This is a genomic window from Gemmatimonadaceae bacterium (assembly GCA_036496605.1).
Classification (GTDB): Bacteria; Gemmatimonadota; Gemmatimonadetes; order Gemmatimonadales; family Gemmatimonadaceae; genus AG2.
The window spans coordinates 25,239-47,907 of the sequence record DASXKV010000067.1 but is presented as its reverse complement, the minus strand read 5'-3'; the positions used below and the strand labels follow the sequence as shown (position 1 = coordinate 47,907).

Below are 22,669 nucleotides of genomic sequence, written 5' to 3'. Positions count from 1 at the left end.
AGTGCAAAAACCTTCTGCTTTCTGCCCTCAACCCTCTGCCCAAAACCCTCTCCCAAAACCCTCTGCCGACTATTCGTGCGTAATCACCCACCACATCCGATCGAGATTCTTCGTGCGCGGCGCGACTTCGGCGAGGGTGTTCCCGTCGTACAATCGCCCGTTCTTCATCACGTACCGGATCGATGTCGTATTCCGGATGTTGTCGAGCGGATTCTTATCGAGCACCTGTAAGTCTGCGAGCTTCCCGGCCTCGATCGATCCCAGATCCTTGCCGACGCCGATTGCCTCGGCGCCGAAGATCGTGCCGACGCGAAGGACGTCGTGGTTCGGCATCCCACCGCTGGCGATGCTCCACAGTTCCCAGTGCACGCCGAGACCCTGCATCTCGCCGTGACCACCGAGCCCGACGCGGCCGCCGGCCGCGACGATCTTCGCCGCCTGCGCCGCAATCTGATTGAAGCTGTACTCGCTGTCGGCGAACCAGGCGGGACGTCGTAAACCGCGGCGGTCGAGCTCCGCGTGGGGCGTGAAGCGCTGTAGCTTCGCGTCGGAATGAATGTCGTAATGCTCGAACCAGTAGTCCTCGGCGAATGGCCCACCATATTGAACGATCAGCGTCGGCGTGTACGTGATGCCACTCTGCGCAACGACGTTGACGATATCCTTGAAGAGCGGCGTGATCGGATAGGCGTGCTCGCTTCCCGCGTAGCCGTCGATTGCCTCGGTGAGGTTCTTCTTGAAGTCGAGCCCCCCCTCGAGCGTCGGCGTGATGTGCTGCTCCTTTGCGGCGATGAGGATCCACTGACGGATCATGCGCTGGCCGGACATGTATTGCTTGAGCGTATGCGTCTGATAGAAATCCGAGTAGCGCGTGAGTACTTCGCGCGCGTCGTCGGCGCTCGCGATCTCGTCCGACCAGAAGACGCCCGGTCCTGTGGTGAAGATGCGCGGACCGACCATGTCTCCCGTCTCGACGAGATCGCCGTACGAGAGCACGTCCGTCGTCGACGTCTGCGGATCGCGCGTCGTCGTCACGCCGTACGCGAGGTTGACGAGATATTCATACACTTGCGTCTTATGGATTCCCCACGTTGGCCACATATGAGCGTGTATATCGACCCAACCCGGAATGATGGTCGTTCCGGTGACATCGATCGCGCGAGCACCCGCTGGTATCGTTAGGCTTCCTGCCGGCCCGACCGCGCTGATGCGATTGTTGGTCACGACGATGTCGCCGTGCTCGATGACCTCGTTGCCCTTCATCGTCACGATGCGCGCATTGCGTAGCACGATCGAGCCGGTCGGCCGGTCCTTCGTCGTCGTGATCGTCACGTCGAGACGAGAGGGCGAGTATGCCGGTTTCTTCGTTGCCGCCGACGTGTCCGGTTTCGCGCCGGCGCGCTCCAGGCTATCGGCGCGCCGCGTCGAGTCCAGGATCGCTCGCGATGCCGTCGCGACGTCGTACGCAAAATAGGAATGGCCTAACGACCAGTAGAGCGACCTGCCGTCCTGCGTCCAGCCGAGGAAATCGCCGCCGACGCGCGACAACCGCCGCACGGGGACGCTCGCCGCCGAAGGATTCGAGATGCTGATCGTCGGCGTTGCACCGCCGGTGACCGGAACGGCGACCAGATACAGCTTATTGTCGATGTCCGCGAACGCCTGCTCGCCATCAGGGCTGAGCACGACCTCGTTCGCCGGTCCGGGCCGCGCCTCCGGACCGCCGAGCGGATCCGTATAGCCCGTGATCTTGACGTGCGCTTTGCGATCCGTGCCGTCCCAGCGCATCGAGACGACGCCTTCGGTGGGATCGTAGATGAACACGCGCGTCGTATCGCGCGTGAAATGTGGCCGACCGTAGAAATAGTTCAGCGGCGCGATTTGCGTGATTTCACCGCCCGCCGCCGGCAGCCAGACGAGCTCCTTCACCTGTGGTCCCGGTCCGGTGAACTCGTCCGTCTTCGCGATGCGCTCCTCGCGCGGTCCGCGGACGACGACGATTCGACGGCCGGTTGGATCGTAGTTGAGATTCTCGTAAAATGCCGTCTGACGCGACAGACGCTCGGGGCGCGCGTTCGGCGTGGCCGGCGAGAGGCGCCAGACGTCGCCACCCTGTTCCGTCCAGGTGACGTACGCGACCCAGCGGCCGTCGGGCGACCAGGCCGGCGAGTGCTCGCCCGCCGTCGACGTGGTCATGCGGCGCGGCCTGCCGTTAGGCAGGTCCATCATCCAGAGCTTGTCGAGTGCCGTGAAGACGAGACGCCGACCATCCGGCGACGGCCGCGCGTTGCGAATCTGCTTGATGGTGAGCACGGAATCGTCGACGGCGTACTGTGATTTGACGAGCGGTCCCATGTCGATCTGGACGTCGGCGCTGAACGGAATTGGGCTCGCCTTGCCGTCCGCCACGCTGACGCGCCACAGCTTGCCCCCGTACGTGATGACGACGCTCCTCGAATCCGGCGTCCAGGCGTAACCCGGGAGCAGATCGCGTGTGTAACGCGACTCCGAGTCGTCGCGCTGGATGTCACGCGCGAGCCAGAGCTCGTCGCCGGATGAGAGACTGCGCAACCGGAGTGCGGTCTGGTGATCGACTCGCGAGCCGAACGCAAGCCATTTACCATCTGGGCTCACCGATGGCCGCATGCCCCCACCGAGGCTCGTCGTGCGCAGATATGTCTTTCCCGTGGTCCGATCGTAGACGCCGATCTGCCAGCGGTCCTCGAGCATCTGATCGTATTTGAAGCCGCCGCGTTTGATCGCCGAATAGATGTAGCGGTTGTCAGGCGAGACGACGGCGCCGAGGTAGTTGTTGTACGGCGGCGGCAGGAGTGGATCCGGCGGCCCACTCGGCGCGGCACCGCTGCCCGGCCCCGTGAGCTGCACACCGGTGCCACCATCCTTGTTCATCAGAACGAGATCGTACCGGCTGCCGAGGATGCCGGCTTTCGTCCGCGACACCACGAGGTATTGGCCATCCGGTGTCCATGCCGGCGAGATGTACTGCGCATCTTTGTCCTTCGTGATCGCGCGAGGATTGCGTCCGTCGGCATCGACGAGCCAGAGATTCTCGTACCCGCTGCGATCGGAGACGAAGACGATCGACTTGCCGTCGGGCGAATAGCGAGGCTGGCCATCGAAGCCCATTCCGCTCGTTAGGCGCGTCGCCTTGCCGCCGGCGATGGGCACGCTGTACAGATCGCCGACGAGATCGAACACGACGTTCCTGCCATCCGGCGACACATCGAGGGACATCCAGGTGCCCTCGTCGGTCGCGAACGACGCCTGACGCGCCGGAAGGATGGGAAGCTCGCTGTTGGGCGCTGTCTTTTTCGTCGTATCGGATTTCCCGGCCAGTTGTTGTGCCGATGCCGTCGTAAGGCCTGGCAATGTCGCGGCAAGGATGGCCAGCGCGACGGCGCGAATCGGACGCATGACTCGTCTCCGGTGAATGGGCACGCAGTGGGTCGCGTCAACGGGGGGCGGCTAATGTAGCTCCAATAAGAGCTTTTTACACGCACTCTTTACATCCGGCCTCGTTTCCACTGCTCGCGCCACGCGCGAGTGGGATCGTCATCGGGATCGGGCGTCTCTTGCGGTGGCCTGATCTCTTCGGGGACGTGCCGCAGATTGACGCGAATACGCGTCCAGGTCGACGAGCGGCCGCGCATCGAGTCGACGAGCACGTCGTCGACGGCAAGGAGTGCCGCCGCCGTCGGATGGCGCGCCTTCCAGCGCGCGAGTCCCGCGAGCGCCGCATCCTTGTTAGGCGAGTTGGCGACCGTGATGAGCGGCATCTTTGTGCGCGGCTTCCTCGGTGCGCCTTTGGCACGCGAGGGCGCTACCCGCGGCGCTTCACCCTCCGTCTTGCGAAAGTGCGGCGGCCATGGCGCGTCGCCGAGTCCCGCGGCCTCGTCCCGCGCCGCGAGCTCGAGGAGCGCCTCGAGCGAACCGGCGGCCCGGTCCATCGTCGCGTTCGGATCGCCTAACGAGGCAACCCGTGCCGGAACGGTCGCGACCGTGAAGTCGGCGGGGTCACAATCAGGGATCTCCTCCCAGCACAAAGGCGTGGAGACGCGCGCGTCCGGCAGCGGCCGCACGGAGTACGCCGAGCACGTCGTCCGATCCTTCGCGTTCTGATTGTAGTCGAGAAAGACGCCGCGGCGCTCTTCCTTCCACCATTTCGAGGTCGCGAGCGTCGGCGCGCGTCGCTCGATCTCACGCGAGAAAGCAAGCGCGGCGCGCCTCACCTCGCTGAAGCTCCAGCGCGGATGGATGCGCACGTTGACGTGCATGCCACGCGATCCGCTCGTCTTCGGCCAACCGCGAAGGCCCAGCTCCTCGAGGAGCGCTTTCGCCTCCATCGCCACGCGCCGCACGTCCGCCCACTCCACCCCCGGACCAGGATCGAGGTCGATGCGCAACTCGTCGGGGTTATCGAGATCCTCCGTTCGCACCGGGTGCGGGTGCAACTCGATGCAACCAAGGTTGACGACCCACGCGAGCCCCGCGGCGTCGTCGACGACGATTTCTTCGGCCGTGCGCCCCGAGGGAAACGACAGCGTAACTGTGCGGAGCCAATTGGGATGGTTCTCCGGCGCGCGCTTCTGATAGAATGGCTCACCCTCGGCGCCGTGGACGAAGCGCTTCAGTACGATCGGCCGGTCGCGTATGCCGTTGAGCGCGCCCTCGGCGACGGAAAGGTAGTATTGCACGAGCTCGAGCTTCGTCAGCCTAACGGCGCGCGAGAAGTAGAGCTTGTCCGGGTGCGTCACGCGGACTTCGCGGCCGTCGACCTCGAGGACTTCGACTGCTTCTTTGGCTGCCATCGACGATTCGTCCTTATTGCTTTGTTCCGCGGTGCCCCGCATTGTTTGTGTTCTTCAGCGGTTGATGCAAGCCCCACCGCGATCTCCTGGCAAGCGGACATCCATTCCTCCCAGCCGAAACATGCCGAAGCTCCGTGTAGTGCTCGGTGCCTGCCTCACGCCGATAGCACTGAGTGCCCAGCAGGCGACGCCCCAAGGCTCGCATCGCGCCGATCCAACGTCCGTCCGTCGCACCGTCGACTCGCTCGCGAGCGCGTTCATCGCGCGGCACGAGGCGCCGGGCGTGTCGATCGTCGTGATTCGAGGACGCGATACGCTCGTGAGCCAGGGGTACGGTCTTGCCGACCTCGAGAACGGCGTTCCGGCGACGCCGCACACCGTCTATCGCATCGGCTCGATCACGAAGCAGTTCACGTCGGCGGCGGTGATGCAACTCGTCGAGGCGGGCCGGGTGAAGGTGGACGATTCCATCGGCGTCTACCTGCCGGCGCTACCCGCACGCTGGCGGGCCGTTACCGTTAGGCAGCTGCTCAATCACACCTCGGGCGTTCCGAGCTATACCGACATCGGACCGCGCTGGCTCAAGCGCATCGGCGAGCCGATGACGCCGGACACGCTCGTCGCGCTCACCGCGAACGACTCGCTCTGGTTTGCTCCGGGCAAGAGTTGGCGATATGACAACACCGGCTATGTCGTCCTCGGCATGTTGCTCGAGAAGGTGACCGGCAAGCCATACGATCAGTACCTGAAGGAGAAGCTTTTCGCGCCACTCGGACTCTCCGAGACGATGTACTGCCACAATGCGCCGATCATTCCGCATCGCGCACAGGGCTACGGCCGCGACTCGTCTGGCTGGCACAATGCGTCGTTCATCGATATGAGCCAGCCTTTCGCCGCGGGCGCGCTCTGCTCGTCGGCGCTGGACCTCGCGCGCTGGAATCAAGCGCTTGGTTCAGGTAAGGTCGTGAGTGCGGCATCATATCGCGAGATGACGTCGCCGACCGGCGCCGCCGCCCCGCGGCATTATGGTTTCGGTCTCATGTCGGACACGCTTGCCGGCCATCACGTCGTCACGCATGGCGGCGGGATTCCCGGGTTCTCGACGGTCAACGCCTGGTTCCCGGACGATTCGCTGTCGATCACGATCCTGCCTAACGCCGAGGGAGCGCGTCCGGACCGGCTGTTGAACGCCGTCGCGCGCGTTGCGCTCGGAGTTCCACTCGAGCAGCCTCCCCAGCCCGTCACGCTCAGCGCCACGGAGCTTGCCCGCTACGCCGGACAGTACTCGCTCCAGTTGCCTAACGGCGCAACGCTCCCGATGCGTGTCTGGGTCGACGGCAACCGCTTGATGTCGCAGGCCACGGGCCAGGCGCCGATCGCGCTCATTCCGTATGGGCACGATGTCTTTGGCGCGGACTTCGACTCCTCGGTTCGGATGACATTCACGCTCGTCGGCGATCACGCAAGCAAGTTCACGTTGCTGCAAAGCGGGGTCACGATGAGCGCGGCGAGGACGGATAGCCGATAGATCTGCGGGGATGCGGAGCGCGGCAAAGCCGTTAGTGTTTCGTCAGAATATTGATGGCGCCCGCCATGTTGCCGCGGCCGAAGGCGTACTGGGCCTCGGACGCGCTATAGAACTTGATCACTTCGATCGTTGCCGCCGAGATGTTGCGCAGCTCGGTGATGTCGCCGTAGTACTGGTTGTCGACGTAGACATTCGGTAGCGCCGGCGGCTCGTGTGGGTCGACACTCATGCGCCCCCGCGGTTCGAGAAACTGCGGCCGCAGTTTCCGTATGGCATCGTACGCGGACGTGGCATGGACCGAATCAATCTCGGCCTCGCTGATCCACGACTTGTCGATGGATGTGCCGCCGCGGTGGAAGGCACAGCCACCGGCGCCTAACGTGATGCCGATAATCAGCAGACAGTAACGGCACCGACGTGCGCGTTGCCCGAACGGATGACTCAACTGGACCTCTCGCGGACCCGGCCTCGCGGCACGTGTACCATGCTGGAGAAAGTCGCTCGACGCTCAAAATGGTCGCTCGAGTGCTCTTACGTACGAACAGCGCGACGACCCGGTCGATGGGCCGCCGCGCTGTTTGTCCTTCCTAATACTGAGCTGTCGCCTACGGAACCGGCGTCACATTGCCGCCGCGCGCAGCGGCTTCGACTGACGGGATCGGCAGCGCGCTCTGCAGCGGATCCGACGTGTGCAGCGAATCCGACGAGACGGTCGGCATGCCCGCCTGTTTCACATATGGTCTCGTGAGATCGCCATACTCGCGCAAGGCCATGAGGTGATAAGGTCCCTCGTAAATGAAGGAGTATCGGTACTCGTACTCGATCGCCTGATGCGCCGCGGTCACACTGGCAAAGGTACCGTACGGCGCTAATCCGCCTTCGACCGTCCGGACGACGCTCGCATCCGCCGCTGCGCCGACCAGGTCGCCCGTCTCCGCCTTGGCCTGCGCCCGTAGCAGGTAGAACACGCCATTGCGGACGATCGGAATGAGTCGAGTCAAGTTGCTTAAAATGTTCGTATCGGTGATCGGATCGCGATACGTAAGGGTCAGTCCGTTCACCGTCGAAGACGGCGTGAGCTGTCCCTTCGAGTTGACCGACTTGACGATCTTCGACGACCGCAAATCGCCAGCTTGAATCGATTGTACGAAGTTGTCGGTGAGGTAGATGTGGTTATCCACCATCGGATTGGCAAACGACTCCGGCGCGTTCGGATTGAACTGATAATACGGCCCTCCCGCCAAACCACTTGCCGTCGCCGGTACGCCGGCGAGCGCGGCATTGAGCGCGGCGATGGCGGTCGTGAAGCAGGTCGAGCATGGCGTCTGATGATCAAAGCCACGATACACCTCGACCATTCCCTTCAGACCGCGATTCAAGGCGATCAGATTCGCCGTCTGCGTGTAATCACCGTTCGTCGAGAAGCCATCGGGCATCTGGAACGGCATCGTCGCGCCAGCACTGGCGAAGCTCGTGTTCGCGGAATCGAGCAACGCCGAGATGTACGCGAGCGCCGAGGCCTTCGTTTTGATCGGATCGGAGGTTGCTCCCGGAGAGACCTGAACCGGGATGCCTAGCGAGTCTCGCAACTCGATCAGACGGATGTAATCGAGCGCCTTCATCGTTTGCGCGAATCCAATGGTTCCCGCTTTGTCAGCCGCTGATACGGTATTGAGCGACGGACTGACGATTAGCTGATTCGCGGCGCGGATCTCGGTGTAGTATCCACCCCACGCCGACCCGCCGATGAAATCGCTTGGATCGATCGGCACGGCGATAAGCTCGTTGATGAAACGCGGCTCGTTCGAATCGACGCGCAGGGAGTTCCGCGCCTCGCCCTCCGGATAGAGGAGGTAGCTGAATGCCATCGCCGAGGAGCGATCCTGCGCGATGATGCCAGTGACGAGATTCTGAATCGGCTGCGCCGTCCCAGCCACGACGTTATCCTGGCTCGGCGCGCTCAGCGAGTCCTTGCAGCCCGCACAGAGCGCCAGGACGGCGGCGATCGCGGAAATTGTCTTTTTCATATGTGAGATCATCGCGATTAGAAGTTGACGTCGGCAGAGAAGAAGAACTGGCGACTCGGCGGATACGGAGCGAGATCCCACAACCGGCTGAGTGCAGCGTTACCAAAGTTCGAAACCTCGGGATCGAGACCGCGGTAGCGCGTCCACGTCTTGAGGTTGCGTCCGCTCAGCTCGAACCGCACATCCTTGGCGGTGCCACGGAACAACGTATTCGCTAGGCGCGGGCTTAACGAATAGCTCAACGTGACCTCACGCAGCTTCGCGAAGCTGCCGTGCTCGAGGAACGACGGGTGACCCGCCGCATAACCGCTCTGGTCGATCCTGTTCGTCACGGTGTCGGCGAGGTTGCCGCCAGGAATGCCGCTCTGACCGTTGGCGCCCTGCTCGAGATAGGTCTGGCTCAGATCGGCGAGCCAACCGCCCTTCCGCCAATCGATGAGCGTCGACAAACGAAATGGTCCGGCGCTGAAATCGTTGCCGAAGCCCATCGTATAATCGGGGCTCTCCGAGCCGTAGAACTGCTCGAAGCGAGTGCCATCTGCATTGAAGCCGTTGAATGCAACGACTTCGTCCGGCGCGTAACCAACTTGGACCTTTGTGCGCGCGGTGCGCTCACCGAAGCCGCTACCCGTGTAGAACGCCGGCACCGGCAGCGAGGTGACCAAGCCGCGGTTCCGCGCGTATGTCGTGTGCGACTCCCACGTGAATCGGCGCGCTTGCACTGGAATGAGGCTCAGGCCGACTTCGGCGCCTTTGTTGGAGAGTGAGCCGCCATTCACGATCTGGGTCGAGAAGCCGGTCGACGGCGCAGGCGCGGCCGTGAGCACGAGCCCCGAGGTCTTCTTGTCGTAAAGCGTGAACTCAGCCTGCCCGCGGCCGTGCAGGAATTGGATATCGAAGCCCCCTTCCGTCTCGTTCGTGACCTCCGGCTGTACCGAGGACAAGCCGAGCGTGGTCGATGGGCGGATGCCGACGACGCCATTCTCGAGCAACTGCGTCAGGAAGGTGTACTTGAAGTTCACAGGCACTCGATTGCCTGCTTTGCCATTCGCGAGGCGCAACTTGATGTTGTCGATGCCAGTCGGTGCGAAGGGCACGTTGTACGAGGCAGAGAACTTCGGGAAGGCGTAAAACTTCGCGGTGTCTCCGTTCGTGCTCGAGCGTTCGGCGTTCACTGCCGCGGTAAGGAACAGTCGGTCACTTAGCGTCGACACTTCCTCCTGCGCGAAATATGAGAATGTTTTCGTTAGGCTTTGGGCGTCCTGCACACCGGTCTGTATAGCCGTCGCAAAGTTCGTTATGCCGATGAGCAGTCCCTGGCCACGGTCGACGGCTTGCTCGAATTGCGACCGCTCCTGCCGAAGGCCGGCGGACGTCTGCAGTGTCGCGAGACGCGCGATGAACTTGTGAATGAGCGTGGCATTCAAGTTCGCGTTCACGACATCGGAGTTGCCGTCGACGATCGTGCCCGGGTACGGACTGATGTTGCCGCTCTGCTCGGCGTAGGTGAAGGGTGGAGAATAGACACGGGCGTGATCGTTGAAGCCGTCGACACCGGCGAGCGCGTTCAGGTTGAGTGACTGACTGGGAGACGCGAACACGCTCCAGTTGCCCTGGACGTTGCCGATGAGGCGGTAAACATCCTCCGGCGTGCGGATCGCTTCCTCATCCTGGAGAACGTTGGCGTTGCCGCCGATGTACGGATCCGCGACATACTGCCCCGTTATTGGATCGCGCCGGCGCGGGTCGAACCACGTTGGGGTCGCGCCCATGATCGTATATGGCGCCAGGTTGGCGTTGTCATTACCCGAGACGCCGCGCTCGGTGAGCGTATGCAGAAGCTCGCTGCTGGCGCTCAGGTTCACCGGACCAAGCAACTGATTGACATTCAGCCGCAGCGACTGCTTGGAATAGCCCGAGTTGACGGCGAGACCTCCGTCATGCTTAACCAATGCGGAGGCGAAGTACGTCGTGTTGTCTCCGCCGCCACGGAGCGATAGCCCGTCCTCGTACGACAGCTGGTGGTGGTCGTAGAGGAGCTTCTGCTCATCGACGCAGCCACCATAATCGGCCGGCGTGAGCGTGATTTTGTAGACTTGTTGCGCGATCGTCTGTGCGTCGGCGAACGAGAAGCAGCGCATGTTGTAGCTGTTCGCAAGCTGTTGCGTGCCGACGCGCTGAACGAAGTTCAACGTTGGCCGGCCCGCCTGCCCGCGCTTCGTTGTGATAACGACGACGCCATTGGCACCGCGGGATCCGTAAATCGCGCCGGCCGAGGGACCCTTGAGGATTTCGATGTTCTCGATGTCTTCGGGGTTGATATCGGCAATGCGGTTGACTTGCTGATCCTGACTCGAAGTGATGCCGCCGCCGGCCGAAGTGATGGAGTTCAAGCCGTTCGAGAAGGCATCGTTGTTGACGATGACGCCATCAATGACGTAGAGCGGCTGGAACGCGCCGTTCACCGTGTTGCTGCCGCGGATCTGGAGTTGTACGCCGCCGCCCGGCGCACCGCCGTTTTGCGTGATCACCGCGCCCGGCACCTTCCCTTGCAACGCGTTCTCGATGTTAGGCTGCGGCACGCGGTTCACCTCGCCGGTCGCAACCACCGTGACCGCGTTCGCCGCGTTCTGACTGGACACGGTGGTCGCCTGGCCGGTGACAACGACGGTCTCCAGCTGGAGGAGGTCAGGATCGAGATGGATCTCGATTGCGTCCGCGCCGGTGGGGAGCAGTTGCGTAGCGCGGTGATAGCCGATGCGTCGCGCGATGAAGACTTGTGGTCCGTTCGGCACGTTGGTGATCGTGAAGCGCCCGTCCTCGGCCGTGATTGCGCCGAGCGTTGTGTTCTGGACGGAGACGGCGGCGTTCGCCACCGGCTGACCGCTCGTCTCGGTGACACGGCCGGTGATGCGTCGCTGTGCGGACGACGGAGAGCTGACGAATGCGGTGAGCAGCACAACGACGAGGCACAATCCGAGGTGTCGGATGTGCCACGATGCTCTCGGCAAGTGAAGGGTGGATAGCATGCCGGTGGCTACCTCAGTTAGGGGTGTGGGCGAGTGACGACAATTGCTCGAGACAACACAACATGTTCGCGTCGGGGACGACACGGCATTACCAGGAGCGCGTACTAAACTGCGCTTGTTGATAGAGCGGTCACATCGCCGAATGAACGGGACGTGAGCGACTGCGAACGCCCGAAGGCTGCCGGGTGAAGAAATGCAGCGCCACGGACCACGGCCACTAAGAAGCCACAAAGTTATTTCCCGTGTGGGACCAACCGTTCGTCCCAGTACTTGCGTATTCGTGGTCCAGTCGCTAGGGCGCCTTGAGTATTTCCTAAACACGCGACGGGTCCGCCACGCGGCAGCGAGGAGATTCTTGGCGCCCGCCCGGGCCAAATCATCATCCCCGGTCGTCGCGTCATCGCCAGTCCTTCGGAACAACGCGCCGGTCTGATTCTCGTCATCGACGACGTGGAGCCGCATGCCGATCATCGTCCTTTCGGCGCGGCACTCGTGCGTCGAGCGTGAGGCCGGCAGCGGCGCCCTCGGTAACAGCAGTCTGGGGCGTGTTCTATGTCGCCGACATGAAGCGCGGCGGCGTGCAGGCCGATTGCTTTACGTCACGAATCGAGGATGGAACACGCTCAAGGCCGGGCGCCGCGGTCCGGGTTCGGTGAGTGTTATCGACTTTTCAACTCGGCGCGTTATAGCGAACTGGCCAGTTCCGGGCGGCGGGAGCCCCGACATGGGGCAATATGCGCTGACCTTCTGGCCCGCTAGACCAGCAGCGTGCACGCAGACAAAACACGCTTTGTCCGGCGGCCAAGATTGGCGCGCGGATTGCCGTCGGCCTTGAATTTCGATACCATCTGGCGGACGAGAGGCAACAACTCGCCTAACGACTAACCCCTCATCGGATGCGCACCCAGGCTTCCCTCGCCCTCGCCGCGCTCACTCTCCTCACCTCCCTCCCCCTCACCGCCCAAGCCCCGGCCTCCCTCGACGCCGACCTCGATCGACGCGCGCTCGCGGTCAATGATCGCGTCGTTGCGTGGCGGCGTGACATCCATCAGCACCCCGAGCTCTCCGGCCAGGAGACGCGCACGGCGGCGCTCGTCGCCGATCATCTGCGCAAGCTGGGCATCGACGTACGCACCGGCGTCGGCGGTACGGGCGTTGTCGGCGTCCTCAAAGGCGGAAAACCGGGATCGGTCGTCGCGCTGCGCGCCGACATGGACGCGCTTCCCGTCACCGAAGAGGTCGACCTTCCCTTCCGTTCGACGGTGCGCGCGCAATACAACGGACAGGAAGTCGGCGTCATGCACGCCTGTGGACACGATACCCACGTCGCGATGCTCATGGGTGCGGCGGAAGTCCTCGCCGGCATGCGCGACAAACTTCCTGGCACCGTGGTCTTCCTCTTTCAGCCCGCGGAAGAATCGCTCGGCGGCGCAGCAGGCATGATCAAAGACGGCGCGTTAGATAATCCTAAACCAGCGGCCGTCTTCGGACTGCACGTCTTTCCCTACACCGTCGGCAGTGTCGTCTATCGATCAGGGTCGTTAATGGCAGCCGGTGGTACGCTCAGGATCGTCGTCCACGGACGGCAGACACATGGCGCGATACCGTGGAATGGCGTCGATCCGATCGTCGTCGCGTCGCAGATCGTGCTCGGACTGCAGACCGTCGTCAGCCGACAGACCGATCTCACCGCAAGCCCGGCGATCGTGACGGTGGCAACGATCAATGGCGGCGTGCGCAACAACATCATCCCCGACAGCGTCGTCATGACCGGCACGCTCCGCACGTTCGACGAGAAACAGCAACAGCAGATGCCGGAGCTCGTGAAACGTACGGCACAGTCGATCGCCGCGGCATCGGGGGCTACGGCCGACGTCGAAGCGTCGATCGCGGGCACGATCACGTACAACGATCCCGCGCTCGTCGAGCGCATGCGTCCAACGGTCGAGCGCATCGTCGCTTCGGGTATTCCCGGCGCCAGGGTGCTCCCCGGCCCACAGACGACGACGTCCGAGGATTTCTCGCTCTACCAGAAGCGCGTTCCGGGCATCTTCATGTTTCTCGGCGTCACGCCAGAGGGCACCGATCCAAGTGTCGCCGCGCCTAACCATTCGCCCAAATTCTACGCCGACGAGCGCGCCCTCCCCATCGGCGTGCGGCTACTCTCGGAGCTCGCGGTGGATTTTCTTCAACACTCGAAGGCAATGCCCTAACGACGCAGCAACCATCGAACTCGCGATCGATGTAGAATTGACGCAGTCGCACGCTATCTCCAGGCACGAGCTTCGTCGAATCCGCACGCTTGAGCGCAGCGGCGAAGTAGAGCTCGATGAGACTGTACATCTGCGGGACGTGCGCCACGGTGAGCGTGCCGCCCGTCCGAAACGCCATGCACTTCGTCCCGGTGCTATCCCGCTTCGAAATGTGGACCGAGTCTCCATACACGTCGGCAACAACATGCCGCTCTCGCTGGCTCGACGGTTCACTCGGCGTCGTGATGTCCATGGCGAGATGTAGAATGCCGCCATCGGCACCAAGCTCGATCTCGGTATGCCGCCGACGAACCCGTGGAAATCGGTCGACCTCGTCGCTTACCAACGTGTTGCCATTTCGCGCGACGCTTTCGACTGAGACGGTGTCCACGCTCAGGCGTGCGATGAAGCCATAATGCTGCGTTGCGCGTTGATGACACCCGGACGCTTTCCGTACATGTGGTGGCTCCAGGCGCGCGAACTCAGCGCGCCTAACGACGCGCGAACTTCACGCCCCGCATTCGGGGGTTCGTCACCTCGAATCCGTTGACGCGTCCACCGGCACGCGTGAACTGGATCGTGTACCCGTCGCCGACGAAGGTATCGGCATACATGAGCCGCGCCGTAAACGGCTCCTCCGTACCGGTGCGCAGCGTGATCGCCGAGTCGCTCGAGGCGACGCGATACGTCGCGCCGCCAAGCTCGGCGCTCACGTAGTCGCCAGCGTACGGTGCGAGCACGGAGGCGCTGGGCGTGACCGCTTGCCGCCACTCGAAGTGCGTGGGCCTTTGCGTCCCGAATCGGCGATCGAAGCCGCCGCGCTCCGTCGCTGAGAACGTGACCTCACCGGGCTGACCGGTCACTGCAAATCGGTTGTCGGCGAGCGGCACGAGCGCTGGCGCATTCGGCGCGTCGATCGACAGCCGGCCGTCGCGCGTGACGAGCCGGATGACTTGCAGCGTAGTGGGCTGCACGTACACGCCGACGTATCGTTGCAGTCGATCCGCCGCGAGCGCGACACCCTGCGGTGTGGCGGCGACTTCCACCGGCGTAAGGCTGCCGCCCAGAAAGGCATCGGCAACGCCATGCGCGAGCGCGGTCGTGTTCGCGGTTGCGGCATTGCACGTGATCGCGATCCCGAGCTTCTTATCCGGGAATCGACCGACGTAGGAGCGATAGCCGGCATCCGCGCCGCCATGCTCGATCACGCGCGCGCCCCGGTAATTGCCGATCGCGAGACCAAACCCGTAGTACGACGTGTCACCTGTCGTGAGCAGCGTGGGCGTCTCCATGCGCGCGATCATGGTCGCGTCGCCGACCGTCGGATGATCGAGGTTGGCTTCCCATTTCAGGAGATCGCCCACGGTCGTGTACAGGCTCGTCGCGCCATAGGTGTCGAAGTTCGGAATGCCGACGCGCCACTGGGCACCATTGCCGCTCACCGGCTCGTACGCCGACGTTCGTCCAGGGACGAGCATCGTGTAATCGTCGTGGAAATGCGTGTGCGTCATGCCAAGCGGTTTGAAGATTCTCGCATCGGCGAAATCACGGAGCGATTGGCCGGTGATGCGCTTGACAATGACGCCGAGCAGCGTGAAGCCCGTGTTGCTGTAGACGTACTCGGCGCCAGGTTTAAAGTTGAGCGCCGTCTGCCGCGGCACGATATCGAGGACGTCCGCCTCGGTGATTCGATCCTCCTCGAAACGACCCCGCGCGAAGCCAATCAACTCCCACTGATCGCGCAGTCCGCTCGTGTGTGTGAGCAGGTGGCGAATCGTTATCGGCGTGCTGTAGTCCGGAATCTCCGGGAGATACTTTCGAATGTTGTCATCGACCGACAGCTTCCCTTCGCGCTCGAGGAGCATGATCGCCGCGGCCGTGAACTGCTTCGAGACCGAGGCAACGTGGAAGATCGAGGTCGGCCGAATCGGTGTGTCGGTCTCGAGGTTGGCCATACCGTAGCCACGCTCGAAGACGACGACGCCGTCGCGGCTCACGCCGACGGCACAACCGGGACCGTTGGTCCCGTTGAAGCTCTCGAAGACTTTGTCCACGGCGCGCGTGAGACTGTCAGCACGTTGTGCGGCGCTCGTGGAGGCAAAGCCCGCTCCGAGAAGGAGGGCGGATACGAATTGGCGCATGTAACCCCGGATCGCGAGTCGCGATAACCTAGGTGGCGGGCGCGGAGTGCGCTATGTCATCCCGAAGCGCGGCGATGAGGAATGACAGCTCCCCCTCGACTATCGATGGGTCTTGACAAGCCGATAATAACCCGGAATCTTCCCATCGTCTACCGATGGGAGGCCCGATGCGCTTCCTCCGCCGTGTCAGCCGCTGGATCCAGCTCCGCACCCACACCGCGGAGCTCCGCGACGAGCTCACGTATCATCGCGAGCTGATCGAGCGGGAGTACATTGCGCGCGGCCTCTCACCTCACGACGCACGCGATGCGGCGCACCGCGCCATGGGGAATGAAACGTTCATGCGTGAGGAATCGCGCGGCGTGTGGGTGTGGCCCTGGCTCGAGGCGCTCGCGCAGGATGCCCGGTTCACGATCCGCAGCCTTCGCAACAGCCCTGGCTTCAGTGTCGCCGTCGTCCTCACCCTCGCTCTCGGGCTCGGCGCCAACGCCGCGATGTTCTCCGTCATCGATCGGCTCTTCTTTCGCTCCCCGCCGTTGCTCGACCAGCCAGCGCTGACGCACCGCGTCTACCTGTACCGCACCTACCGCGGCGTGGAAGCCGAGCGCAGCGGCCAGTACCTCCGATACACCGATCTCGTTAGGTGGACGACGTCGTTCTCTCGTACGGCGGCGGTCGCGGAGCCACTGCTTGCCGTCGGTCGCGGCGATGCGGTGCGCGAGCTCCCCGTTGCGGTAGTGACCGCCGGCTTCTTCGGCTTCTTCGACGCGCCGCCGGCGCTGGGCCGGTACTTCACGGCGGCCGAGGACGTGCCGCCGACCGGTGCAACCGTCGCAGTCCTCAGCAATGCGACGTGGAGAGCACGGTATGGCGCACGTGACGACGTGCTCGGCGCGAAGCTACAAATCGGAGCGGCCACATACACGATCATCGGCGTCGCGCCGGACGGATTCGTTGGTCTCTGGCCTGAGCGCCCGCCCGTCGCATTCATTCCGGTGACGGCCTATGGCGGCATGCATGGATCGCACGGGTGGTGGTCGTCCTACGACCATGCAATTGGCATAACGATGATCGCGCGGCGCAAGCCTGAGGTGACCATCGCCGCGGCCAACGCGGATCTGACCGCCGCGCTCCGGCGCAGTTATCAGGCACAGCTCGACGCCGAACCGAGCGACGGCTCGAGGACGCTGGTGACATTGCGTCCTCGCGCGGTGGCGTCCTCCATTCTCAGTGAACGCGGCCCGGAGGCTTCGAGTGTCACACGCGTCGCGGCGTGGCTGTCGGCCGTGGCGCTGATCGTGCTCCTCATCGCGTGTGCCAATGTTGCCAATCTCCTCCTTGCCCGCGCGATGCGTCGACGACGAGAGTTGGCCGTGCGCGTTGCGTTGGGCGTTGGCCGAGCGCGGCTCGCCACGCAGCTGCTCACGGAGAGTGTGCTCCTCGCGCTGGCGGGAGGCGCGGTCGGTATCATCATCGCTCACTGGGCGAGCGACGCACTACACGCCGTCTTTCTTCCAGGAGTCGACGAGACGCCGGTGATCACCGATTTTCGCACGGCTGCATTCGCGTCGGCCATCACGTTGACCGTTGGCATGCTCGCTGGCCTGATCCCCGGACTGCAGGTTGGCCGCGTCGATCTCACCGACGATCTCAAATCGGGCGCGCGGGAGGGAACGTATCCCCGCTCGCGTCTGCGCAGCGCTCTGCTCGTTGGTCAGAGCGCACTCTGCGTCACGTTGCTCGTCGGAGCGGGGTTGTTCGTACGCAGCCTTCGCAACGTGCGCGACGTGCGGCTCGGCTACGATGTCGATCCTGTGCTCGTCGTCGACGTGAATATGCGTGGCGTTAGTCTGGACAGCGCACAGCGGGTAGCACTGGATCAGCGTTTGCTCGCTGCGACACAAACCATCCCAGGCGTCGAGCGCGCGAGCCTCATGAAAACCGTTCCATTCGAGGGCATCTCGTCCTGGCCGCTGTTCGTCGCGGGAATCGATTCCGTCGACACATTCGGCGAGTTCGACCTGAACGGTGTCTCACCCGAGTATTTCGCCACGTTAGGCACACGCATGGTGCGCGGGCGTGGCATCGAGGCAGCGGATGTCGCGCGCACGCGCCGCGTGATGGTCATCGGCCAATCGATGGCGGCGACGCTCTGGCCGGCGCAGGATCCAATCGGCCGTTGCGTGAGAATCGGCGCGGACACCGCACCGTGCACATCCGTCGTCGGAATCGCCGAGGACGTGCATACGCGTTCGCTCGGCGACGAGCGCGGCGTCTTCATGTATTATCTGCCCGTCGCGCAGATGACACCCGATGACGTGGGACTCTTCGTGCGCGCCCGAACAGGCGTCGCGGTGCTTGAACCGTTGCGACGCCGGTTGCAGCAGGAGATGCCCGGCGCGAGTTATGTCGTTGTCCGGCCATTCCGCGATGTGATCCGGTCGGAGACGCAGGCGTGGCGCGTTGGCGCGACGGCGTTCACGGTTTTCGGAGCGCTCGCGATGCTGCTCGCCGCGCTCGGTCTGTATGGCGTGATCGCGTACGGCGTCACGCAACGGACGCACGAGCTGGGCATCCGCATGGCACTTGGCGCACACGCGTTCGATGTCGTGAAGCTCGTCGTCAACGACGGCCTTCGTTTCGTCACGTTAGGCATGCTCATCGGGTGTGGCATCAGTGTCGTCTTCGGCAGCTGGGTCGCTCCCCTGCTCTTCAAGGAGTCGCCCCGCGATCCGCTCGTCTTCATGCTCGTCGCGCTGACGTTGATCGTGACCGCCATTGCCGCGAGCGCGATTCCCGCCGTGCGCGCCGTACGCGTCGATCCACGCACGGCGCTGCAGGCCGGGTGACTTATCGCGTCAACGTGAACGCGAAGCGCTGCTCGACGAGCTGCCGTACTCGACGATCGCCTATCATCGCCGGCAGATAGCGCGAGCGCAGGAGCGCTTCGCGCACGGCGTCGGCGAATTGCGCTTGGGATGCCTCCGGGAATGCGATCGATCCCGGTTCGGCGAGCCCGGTGGTGTCGACGACAAAGCGCGCGGTCACCGAGCCCTCGACCTGCGCGGCGCGCAGGCCTGCTGGATACACGGGACGCGGGTTGCTCGCTACAGGCGTTGCCGCCTTCTCGACCTGAGCTGTCGTGTAGATGTCGGGCGTACCGCTGCCGAGACCTCCGGGACGCGCGACGAGTCCGGAAGGAACTATCGTCGGGTTACCCCAGGATTCACTTGGATACGGACAGCACGGCTTCGTGTTCACGTAGGTCGGCGCGAAGATCGGTGGAACATCCACGTACTCGATGGTCGGAACGACCATGCCGCTCACCGACGAGCCATTGCTCCGCGAGCGAAGCGACTCACGTGGCCGCAGCGGGGCGACGTACGTTACGGGCGTGCTTCGGATTACGTACGTTCGCGGCGCGGCTGTCGCTCGAGCTGTCGTGGCGATCGCCAGTGCGATTGCTGCCGTGTGCACGCCGACGCTGATGAGCGTCCCGCCGGCGCGGCGAGTCGGTAGTGCCTTTGACTCCAACAGCGTGCGCAGCATCGCATCCTCCGCATGGTCGTTGGCCACAACATGACCACAATCGGCGAGTGCTGCATGACGAATCGCTAGGCGGCCGATGAATTGGCGCTGAGCAATGGATGAAGATTCGATGAATTCTCCCGTCCGCGCTCCTCAGGATGATAGAACACGCATGCCGATCACGTCCTGCAGGTAGCGTTTGCTGATCTCCGCCGATTCCTTCGGCGTGTGCGCGTGATCGGGCACGGCGTCCAGCTCCACGATTGCCCAGCCGCGAAACTTGACGTCGCGAAGCGCCGCGAACACGGCGGGCAAATCGACCGAGCCTCGTCCGAGCTCGACGAACTCGTACGACGGACCGCTCTCGCGAATCGGCCGGCGCACATCCTTGATGTGAAGGAGCAGCAGCCGATCCCTGTACTTCCGGATCGCGGCGGCTGGATCTCCTCCGCCCACCTGATAGTGCGCGACGTCCAGCAACAGCCGAACGTACTTCGGGTCGCTCGCATCGAGCACGCGGTCCGCATCGTTAGGCTTCTCCCCGATACTCCCCATATGTGGATGGTAGGCGACCGGGATGCCGACGTCGGCCGTCCGCTTTCCGATCTCGGTCAACAGGCGGCCGAGCCGCCCGATGTTCGTTGCGTCGACCGGCCATCCTTGCGGCCGCTCATCGATGAGCTGGAGATACAATCCTCCCGCATCGCGCAGGAACTTCGCGTGCGCGACGTGCTCGTCGATCGTGCGTGCCTCCACCGCGGGATCGATCGACACGTTGCCGCTCGATAGAGCGACGAACGCCAGATGGTGCTGCGCCAACAGATCCCGTAGCGCGAACGGCTGATCCGCGAACTTGGCGAGGACGCTCGCGCGGAGTTGGATGCCTGGAAATCCGAGGTCGGCGATGTCATCGATCGCCTGCTCGTCGTTGCCGCCCCACGTAATGGCGGCATACCCGAATTGCATATCGCCCGGCGCTCTCATTGCAGTGCTCGAGCGCATCACGCGAAAAGGCAACACGGCGCCGGCCGCACCGACACCGAGATAGCGAAGAAAGTCACGACGTGAAGGCATCGACGGATCCATGGGCGAGGGCACGGAAACATGCAGCAGCGCCCCGCAATTGGCGAGCGCCGATCTCGCGCGTCTAGCGGTGGATGCTGCCTAACGCGAGCGCAGAAGCGAAACCATCTTCTGGCGCAAGATCGCGAGTGCCGGCGGCAGCGTCAGATAGAATCGCTTCTCGCGCAGCTGATCGAACTGCGCCTGAACCATGTCGCGAAGGATCTGCCGGCCTGGTTTGCCCCTGTCTTCGCCGAGTAACAACGCATTCCGGTGTGCAGCCCCATCATACTGGCCGGTGAGCAGCCACATTGGATCGACGGCATACTCCTGGACGACCGCTGCGACCACGTCGAGCACCAGCGCCGGCTCGAGTGGTCGATCGCCGCCTTCGATGAGTCGTCCCAGATCCTCGGCGCGGACGCAGAGTTTCTCTGCCTCGGCATCCAGGTTGTGACGAGGATCACGACAGATGACTGCTTGAATTCGTTCCGCGACTGCCTCGAGGAAAACCTCGTCGGCGCGATGCGCGAGCAGGGATGGCTCCGAAGGGGTACGCAGCCATATTCGCTTTGCAAGTCAGATGCGAAGAGGGATCAAAAGCGTCAAATTCCGCCACCCGCGGTTCCTCCGCCTTCACATTCCAGCTCCCTGATGTCACCTAGTCGCCGCGAAGTGCTCATTCAGCTCGCCGCCTTCGCCGCGCTGCCGCTACCGCGGCTACGCTTCACCGCGACCGATCCGCTCGACGGTACGATCGCGGACTATCAAACCGGCCGCCGGCGTGGCGAGTGGAGCGCGACCGAGGTGACAACCCGGGCCCTCGAGCGCTGCCGGGCCGACGGATCGAAGTGGCGTGCGATCGACGTGCTGTCCGTGGCGGCACTTGCCGATGCTCGCGCGTCGGATGCGCGGCTGCGCGCGGGCCAGCTACGCGGACCGCTCGACGGAGTTCCGGTGTTTGCCAAGGCGATCTACGACATGAACGGTTTGCCGACGACGGGCTCGAACGCCGACTGGGCACGCCTCTTCCCCGATTCCGTTAGGCGCGACGCGATCGAAGTCACGCGCATGCGCGCCGCCGGCGCCGTCGTCCTCGGCAAAACAGCCGCCGACGATTTCGCTTATCGTGGCAACGGGACGAGCAGTCACACGGGACAGGTGCTCAACCCGCACGACCCGACGGGCACCCGCACACCGGGCGGATCGAGCGCTGGCTCTGCCGTCGCCGTCGCGGACGGGATGGCCTTCGCCGCGTTAGGCACGGACGACGGCGGCTCGAATCGTATTCCCGCCCAGTTCACCGGCGTCGTCGGGATGAAGCCGACCTTCGGTCTCGTGCCACGCACCGGTGTGATACCGACCTGGCCCTATCTCGACACACACGGTCCACTCGCGCGCTTCGTCGCCGACGCGGCGCTGCTGCTCGCGGCGATCGCGGGCCCCGATGCGTCGGACCCGCTCGCACTCACGAGTGCGTGGGACGCTGCACCGTTGTCGGCACTGCGCGCGGATGCGCTGTCGGGCGTGCGGCTCGGCGTCGTCGACGCGCACGTCCCACGCGCGCAGATGAGCGCTGAGGCCGTCGCCGCCTGGGATCGCGCGTTAGGCGATCTCCGCGCCGCTGGCGCTAGTGCCGAGTCATTCGCGTCGCCGATTACTTTGGCGAACTATCGGGCCGCCTTCACAAACGCAGCGCGCGAGCGCGGCGACGTCGCCGTCGATCCCAAATCGCCTGCGCCGACCGCGAATGCGCTGCTCCGCTACTTCGAGGGCCGCACCAGCGACGCGCGCGCGGCGGTGCGCAGCGGCTACGGCGCCTATCGCTCTTTCTATGACGTGCTCCCCGCGACATTCGAGGAATGCGAGCCCCTCCTCGACCATCCGATGACGGACGATCCGGCGGGTCGTTCCTTCGCGCGCTCGCGCGCGGAAATCGTCAGGCAGCTTGCCGACGCCATGCGTGCCGCCGGCGTGTCGGCGATGGTCTATCCGACGATGCCATTCAACGCTCCGCGTGCCGTCGATCCCTGGCCGAACATCCGGACGACGCTTGGCTACGGCAACTGGCTCGGCTTGCCGGAGGTGTCCGTCCCCGCTGGAATGGGGACGGACAACATGCCGGCGCTCAATCTCTCGGTCGTCGGCTTGCCGGGTACCGACGCGCGCGTGCTCGCATATGCCCACGCGTACGAGCAGCACTCTCATCGCTTCGTGCCCCCACCGCGCACCTGATCTCTGCCTTCGTCGCGGCAGGTCGCGACGCTCGGCCA

At 63.9% G+C, this 22,669-nt stretch carries 13 protein-coding genes; 4 read left to right on the top strand and 9 right to left on the bottom strand.

Features of this window, described 5'->3' with window-relative positions:
- Positions 1 to 69 precede the first annotated feature (69 nt).
- Positions 70 to 3,435 (bottom strand): amidohydrolase family protein, encoded by a 3,366-nt coding sequence (locus VGH98_24820; GenBank protein HEY2379228.1) that lies wholly within the window; start codon positions 3,433 to 3,435, stop codon positions 70 to 72.
- A gap of 89 nt (positions 3,436 to 3,524) precedes the next feature.
- A complete protein-coding gene (gene ligD / locus VGH98_24815) occupies positions 3,525 to 4,829 on the bottom strand; it encodes a non-homologous end-joining DNA ligase (protein HEY2379227.1) in 1,305 nt (434 codons plus the stop codon).
- Positions 4,830 to 4,950: 121 nt separating this feature from the next.
- Between ligD and VGH98_24810 the strand changes: the two genes are divergently transcribed.
- Entirely contained in the window at positions 4,951 to 6,357 is a 1,407-nt protein-coding gene (locus tag VGH98_24810; protein HEY2379226.1) for a serine hydrolase domain-containing protein, read from the top strand.
- A 31-nt stretch (positions 6,358 to 6,388) separates the two neighbouring features.
- On the opposite strand, the gene VGH98_24805 is transcribed toward VGH98_24810, so the two are convergent.
- The 3 genes from VGH98_24805 to VGH98_24795 all read right to left on the bottom strand — a co-directional run bounded on the left by VGH98_24805 (position 6,389) and on the right by VGH98_24795 (position 11,413).
- Complete coding sequence (locus VGH98_24805) at positions 6,389 to 6,802, bottom strand: hypothetical protein (GenBank protein ID HEY2379225.1); 414 nt, start codon at positions 6,800 to 6,802, stop codon at positions 6,389 to 6,391.
- Between the two features lie 160 nt (positions 6,803 to 6,962).
- Positions 6,963 to 8,384, bottom strand: coding sequence for a hypothetical protein (locus VGH98_24800; protein ID HEY2379224.1), 1,422 nt, complete (start codon positions 8,382 to 8,384; stop codon positions 6,963 to 6,965).
- A gap of 17 nt (positions 8,385 to 8,401) precedes the next feature.
- Complete coding sequence (locus VGH98_24795) at positions 8,402 to 11,413, bottom strand: SusC/RagA family TonB-linked outer membrane protein (protein ID HEY2379223.1); 3,012 nt, start codon at positions 11,411 to 11,413, stop codon at positions 8,402 to 8,404.
- 896 nt (positions 11,414 to 12,309) lie between these two features.
- Here VGH98_24795 and VGH98_24790 point away from each other — a divergent pair.
- Positions 12,310 to 13,626 carry an amidohydrolase gene (locus tag VGH98_24790; GenBank protein ID HEY2379222.1) on the top strand — a complete coding sequence of 439 codons (1,317 nt, stop codon included), beginning with the start codon at positions 12,310 to 12,312 and terminating at the stop codon, positions 13,624 to 13,626.
- A 530-nt stretch (positions 13,627 to 14,156) separates the two neighbouring features.
- On the opposite strand, the gene VGH98_24785 is transcribed toward VGH98_24790, so the two are convergent.
- Positions 14,157 to 15,806 carry a serine hydrolase domain-containing protein gene (locus VGH98_24785; protein ID HEY2379221.1) on the bottom strand — a complete coding sequence of 550 codons (1,650 nt, stop codon included), beginning with the start codon at positions 15,804 to 15,806 and terminating at the stop codon, positions 14,157 to 14,159.
- 167 nt (positions 15,807 to 15,973) lie between these two features.
- Here VGH98_24785 and VGH98_24780 point away from each other — a divergent pair, with 167 nt between their 5' ends.
- Positions 15,974 to 18,655, top strand: a complete 2,682-nt coding sequence (locus VGH98_24780; GenBank protein HEY2379220.1) for an ADOP family duplicated permease — start codon at positions 15,974 to 15,976, stop codon at positions 18,653 to 18,655.
- A 1-nt stretch (position 18,656) separates the two neighbouring features.
- Here VGH98_24780 and VGH98_24775 read toward each other — a convergent pair whose 3' ends face one another.
- The 3 genes from VGH98_24775 to VGH98_24765 form a co-directional block, all read right to left on the bottom strand.
- Positions 18,657 to 19,382 carry an energy transducer TonB gene (locus tag VGH98_24775; GenBank protein ID HEY2379219.1) on the bottom strand — a complete coding sequence of 242 codons (726 nt, stop codon included), beginning with the start codon at positions 19,380 to 19,382 and terminating at the stop codon, positions 18,657 to 18,659.
- A gap of 105 nt (positions 19,383 to 19,487) precedes the next feature.
- A complete protein-coding gene (locus VGH98_24770; protein HEY2379218.1) occupies positions 19,488 to 20,408 on the bottom strand; it encodes a TIM barrel protein in 921 nt (306 codons plus the stop codon).
- A 90-nt stretch (positions 20,409 to 20,498) separates the two neighbouring features.
- The gene (locus VGH98_24765) at positions 20,499 to 20,756 is read right to left on the bottom strand and encodes a hypothetical protein (protein ID HEY2379217.1); all 258 of its coding nucleotides are present in this window, start codon (positions 20,754 to 20,756) and stop codon (positions 20,499 to 20,501) included.
- 294 nt (positions 20,757 to 21,050) lie between these two features.
- Between VGH98_24765 and VGH98_24760 the strand changes: the two genes are divergently transcribed.
- The gene (locus VGH98_24760) at positions 21,051 to 22,631 is read left to right on the top strand and encodes an amidase (protein ID HEY2379216.1); all 1,581 of its coding nucleotides are present in this window, start codon (positions 21,051 to 21,053) and stop codon (positions 22,629 to 22,631) included.
- Positions 22,632 to 22,669 lie beyond the last annotated feature (38 nt).

Bases quoted from the DNA above. Each gene is read 5' to 3' on its own strand.
- VGH98_24780 (HEY2379220.1), top strand. From the start codon at position 15,974: ATGCGCTTCCTCCGCCGTGTCAGCCGCTGGATCCAGCTCCGCACCCAC.
- VGH98_24760 (HEY2379216.1), top strand. From the start codon at position 21,051: ATGTCACCTAGTCGCCGCGAAGTGCTCATTCAGCTCGCCGCCTTCGCC.
- VGH98_24820 (HEY2379228.1), bottom strand. From the start codon at position 3,435: ATGCGTCCGATTCGCGCCGTCGCGCTGGCCATCCTTGCCGCGACATTG.
- VGH98_24785 (HEY2379221.1), bottom strand. From the start codon at position 15,806: ATGCGCCAATTCGTATCCGCCCTCCTTCTCGGAGCGGGCTTTGCCTCC.
- VGH98_24810 (HEY2379226.1), top strand. From the start codon at position 4,951: ATGCCGAAGCTCCGTGTAGTGCTCGGTGCCTGCCTCACGCCGATAGCA.
- ligD (HEY2379227.1), bottom strand. From the start codon at position 4,829: ATGGCAGCCAAAGAAGCAGTCGAAGTCCTCGAGGTCGACGGCCGCGAA.
- VGH98_24800 (HEY2379224.1), bottom strand. From the start codon at position 8,384: ATGAAAAAGACAATTTCCGCGATCGCCGCCGTCCTGGCGCTCTGTGCG.
- VGH98_24770 (HEY2379218.1), bottom strand. From the start codon at position 20,408: ATGCCTTCACGTCGTGACTTTCTTCGCTATCTCGGTGTCGGTGCGGCC.
- VGH98_24795 (HEY2379223.1), bottom strand. From the start codon at position 11,413: ATGCTATCCACCCTTCACTTGCCGAGAGCATCGTGGCACATCCGACAC.
- VGH98_24790 (HEY2379222.1), top strand. From the start codon at position 12,310: ATGCGCACCCAGGCTTCCCTCGCCCTCGCCGCGCTCACTCTCCTCACC.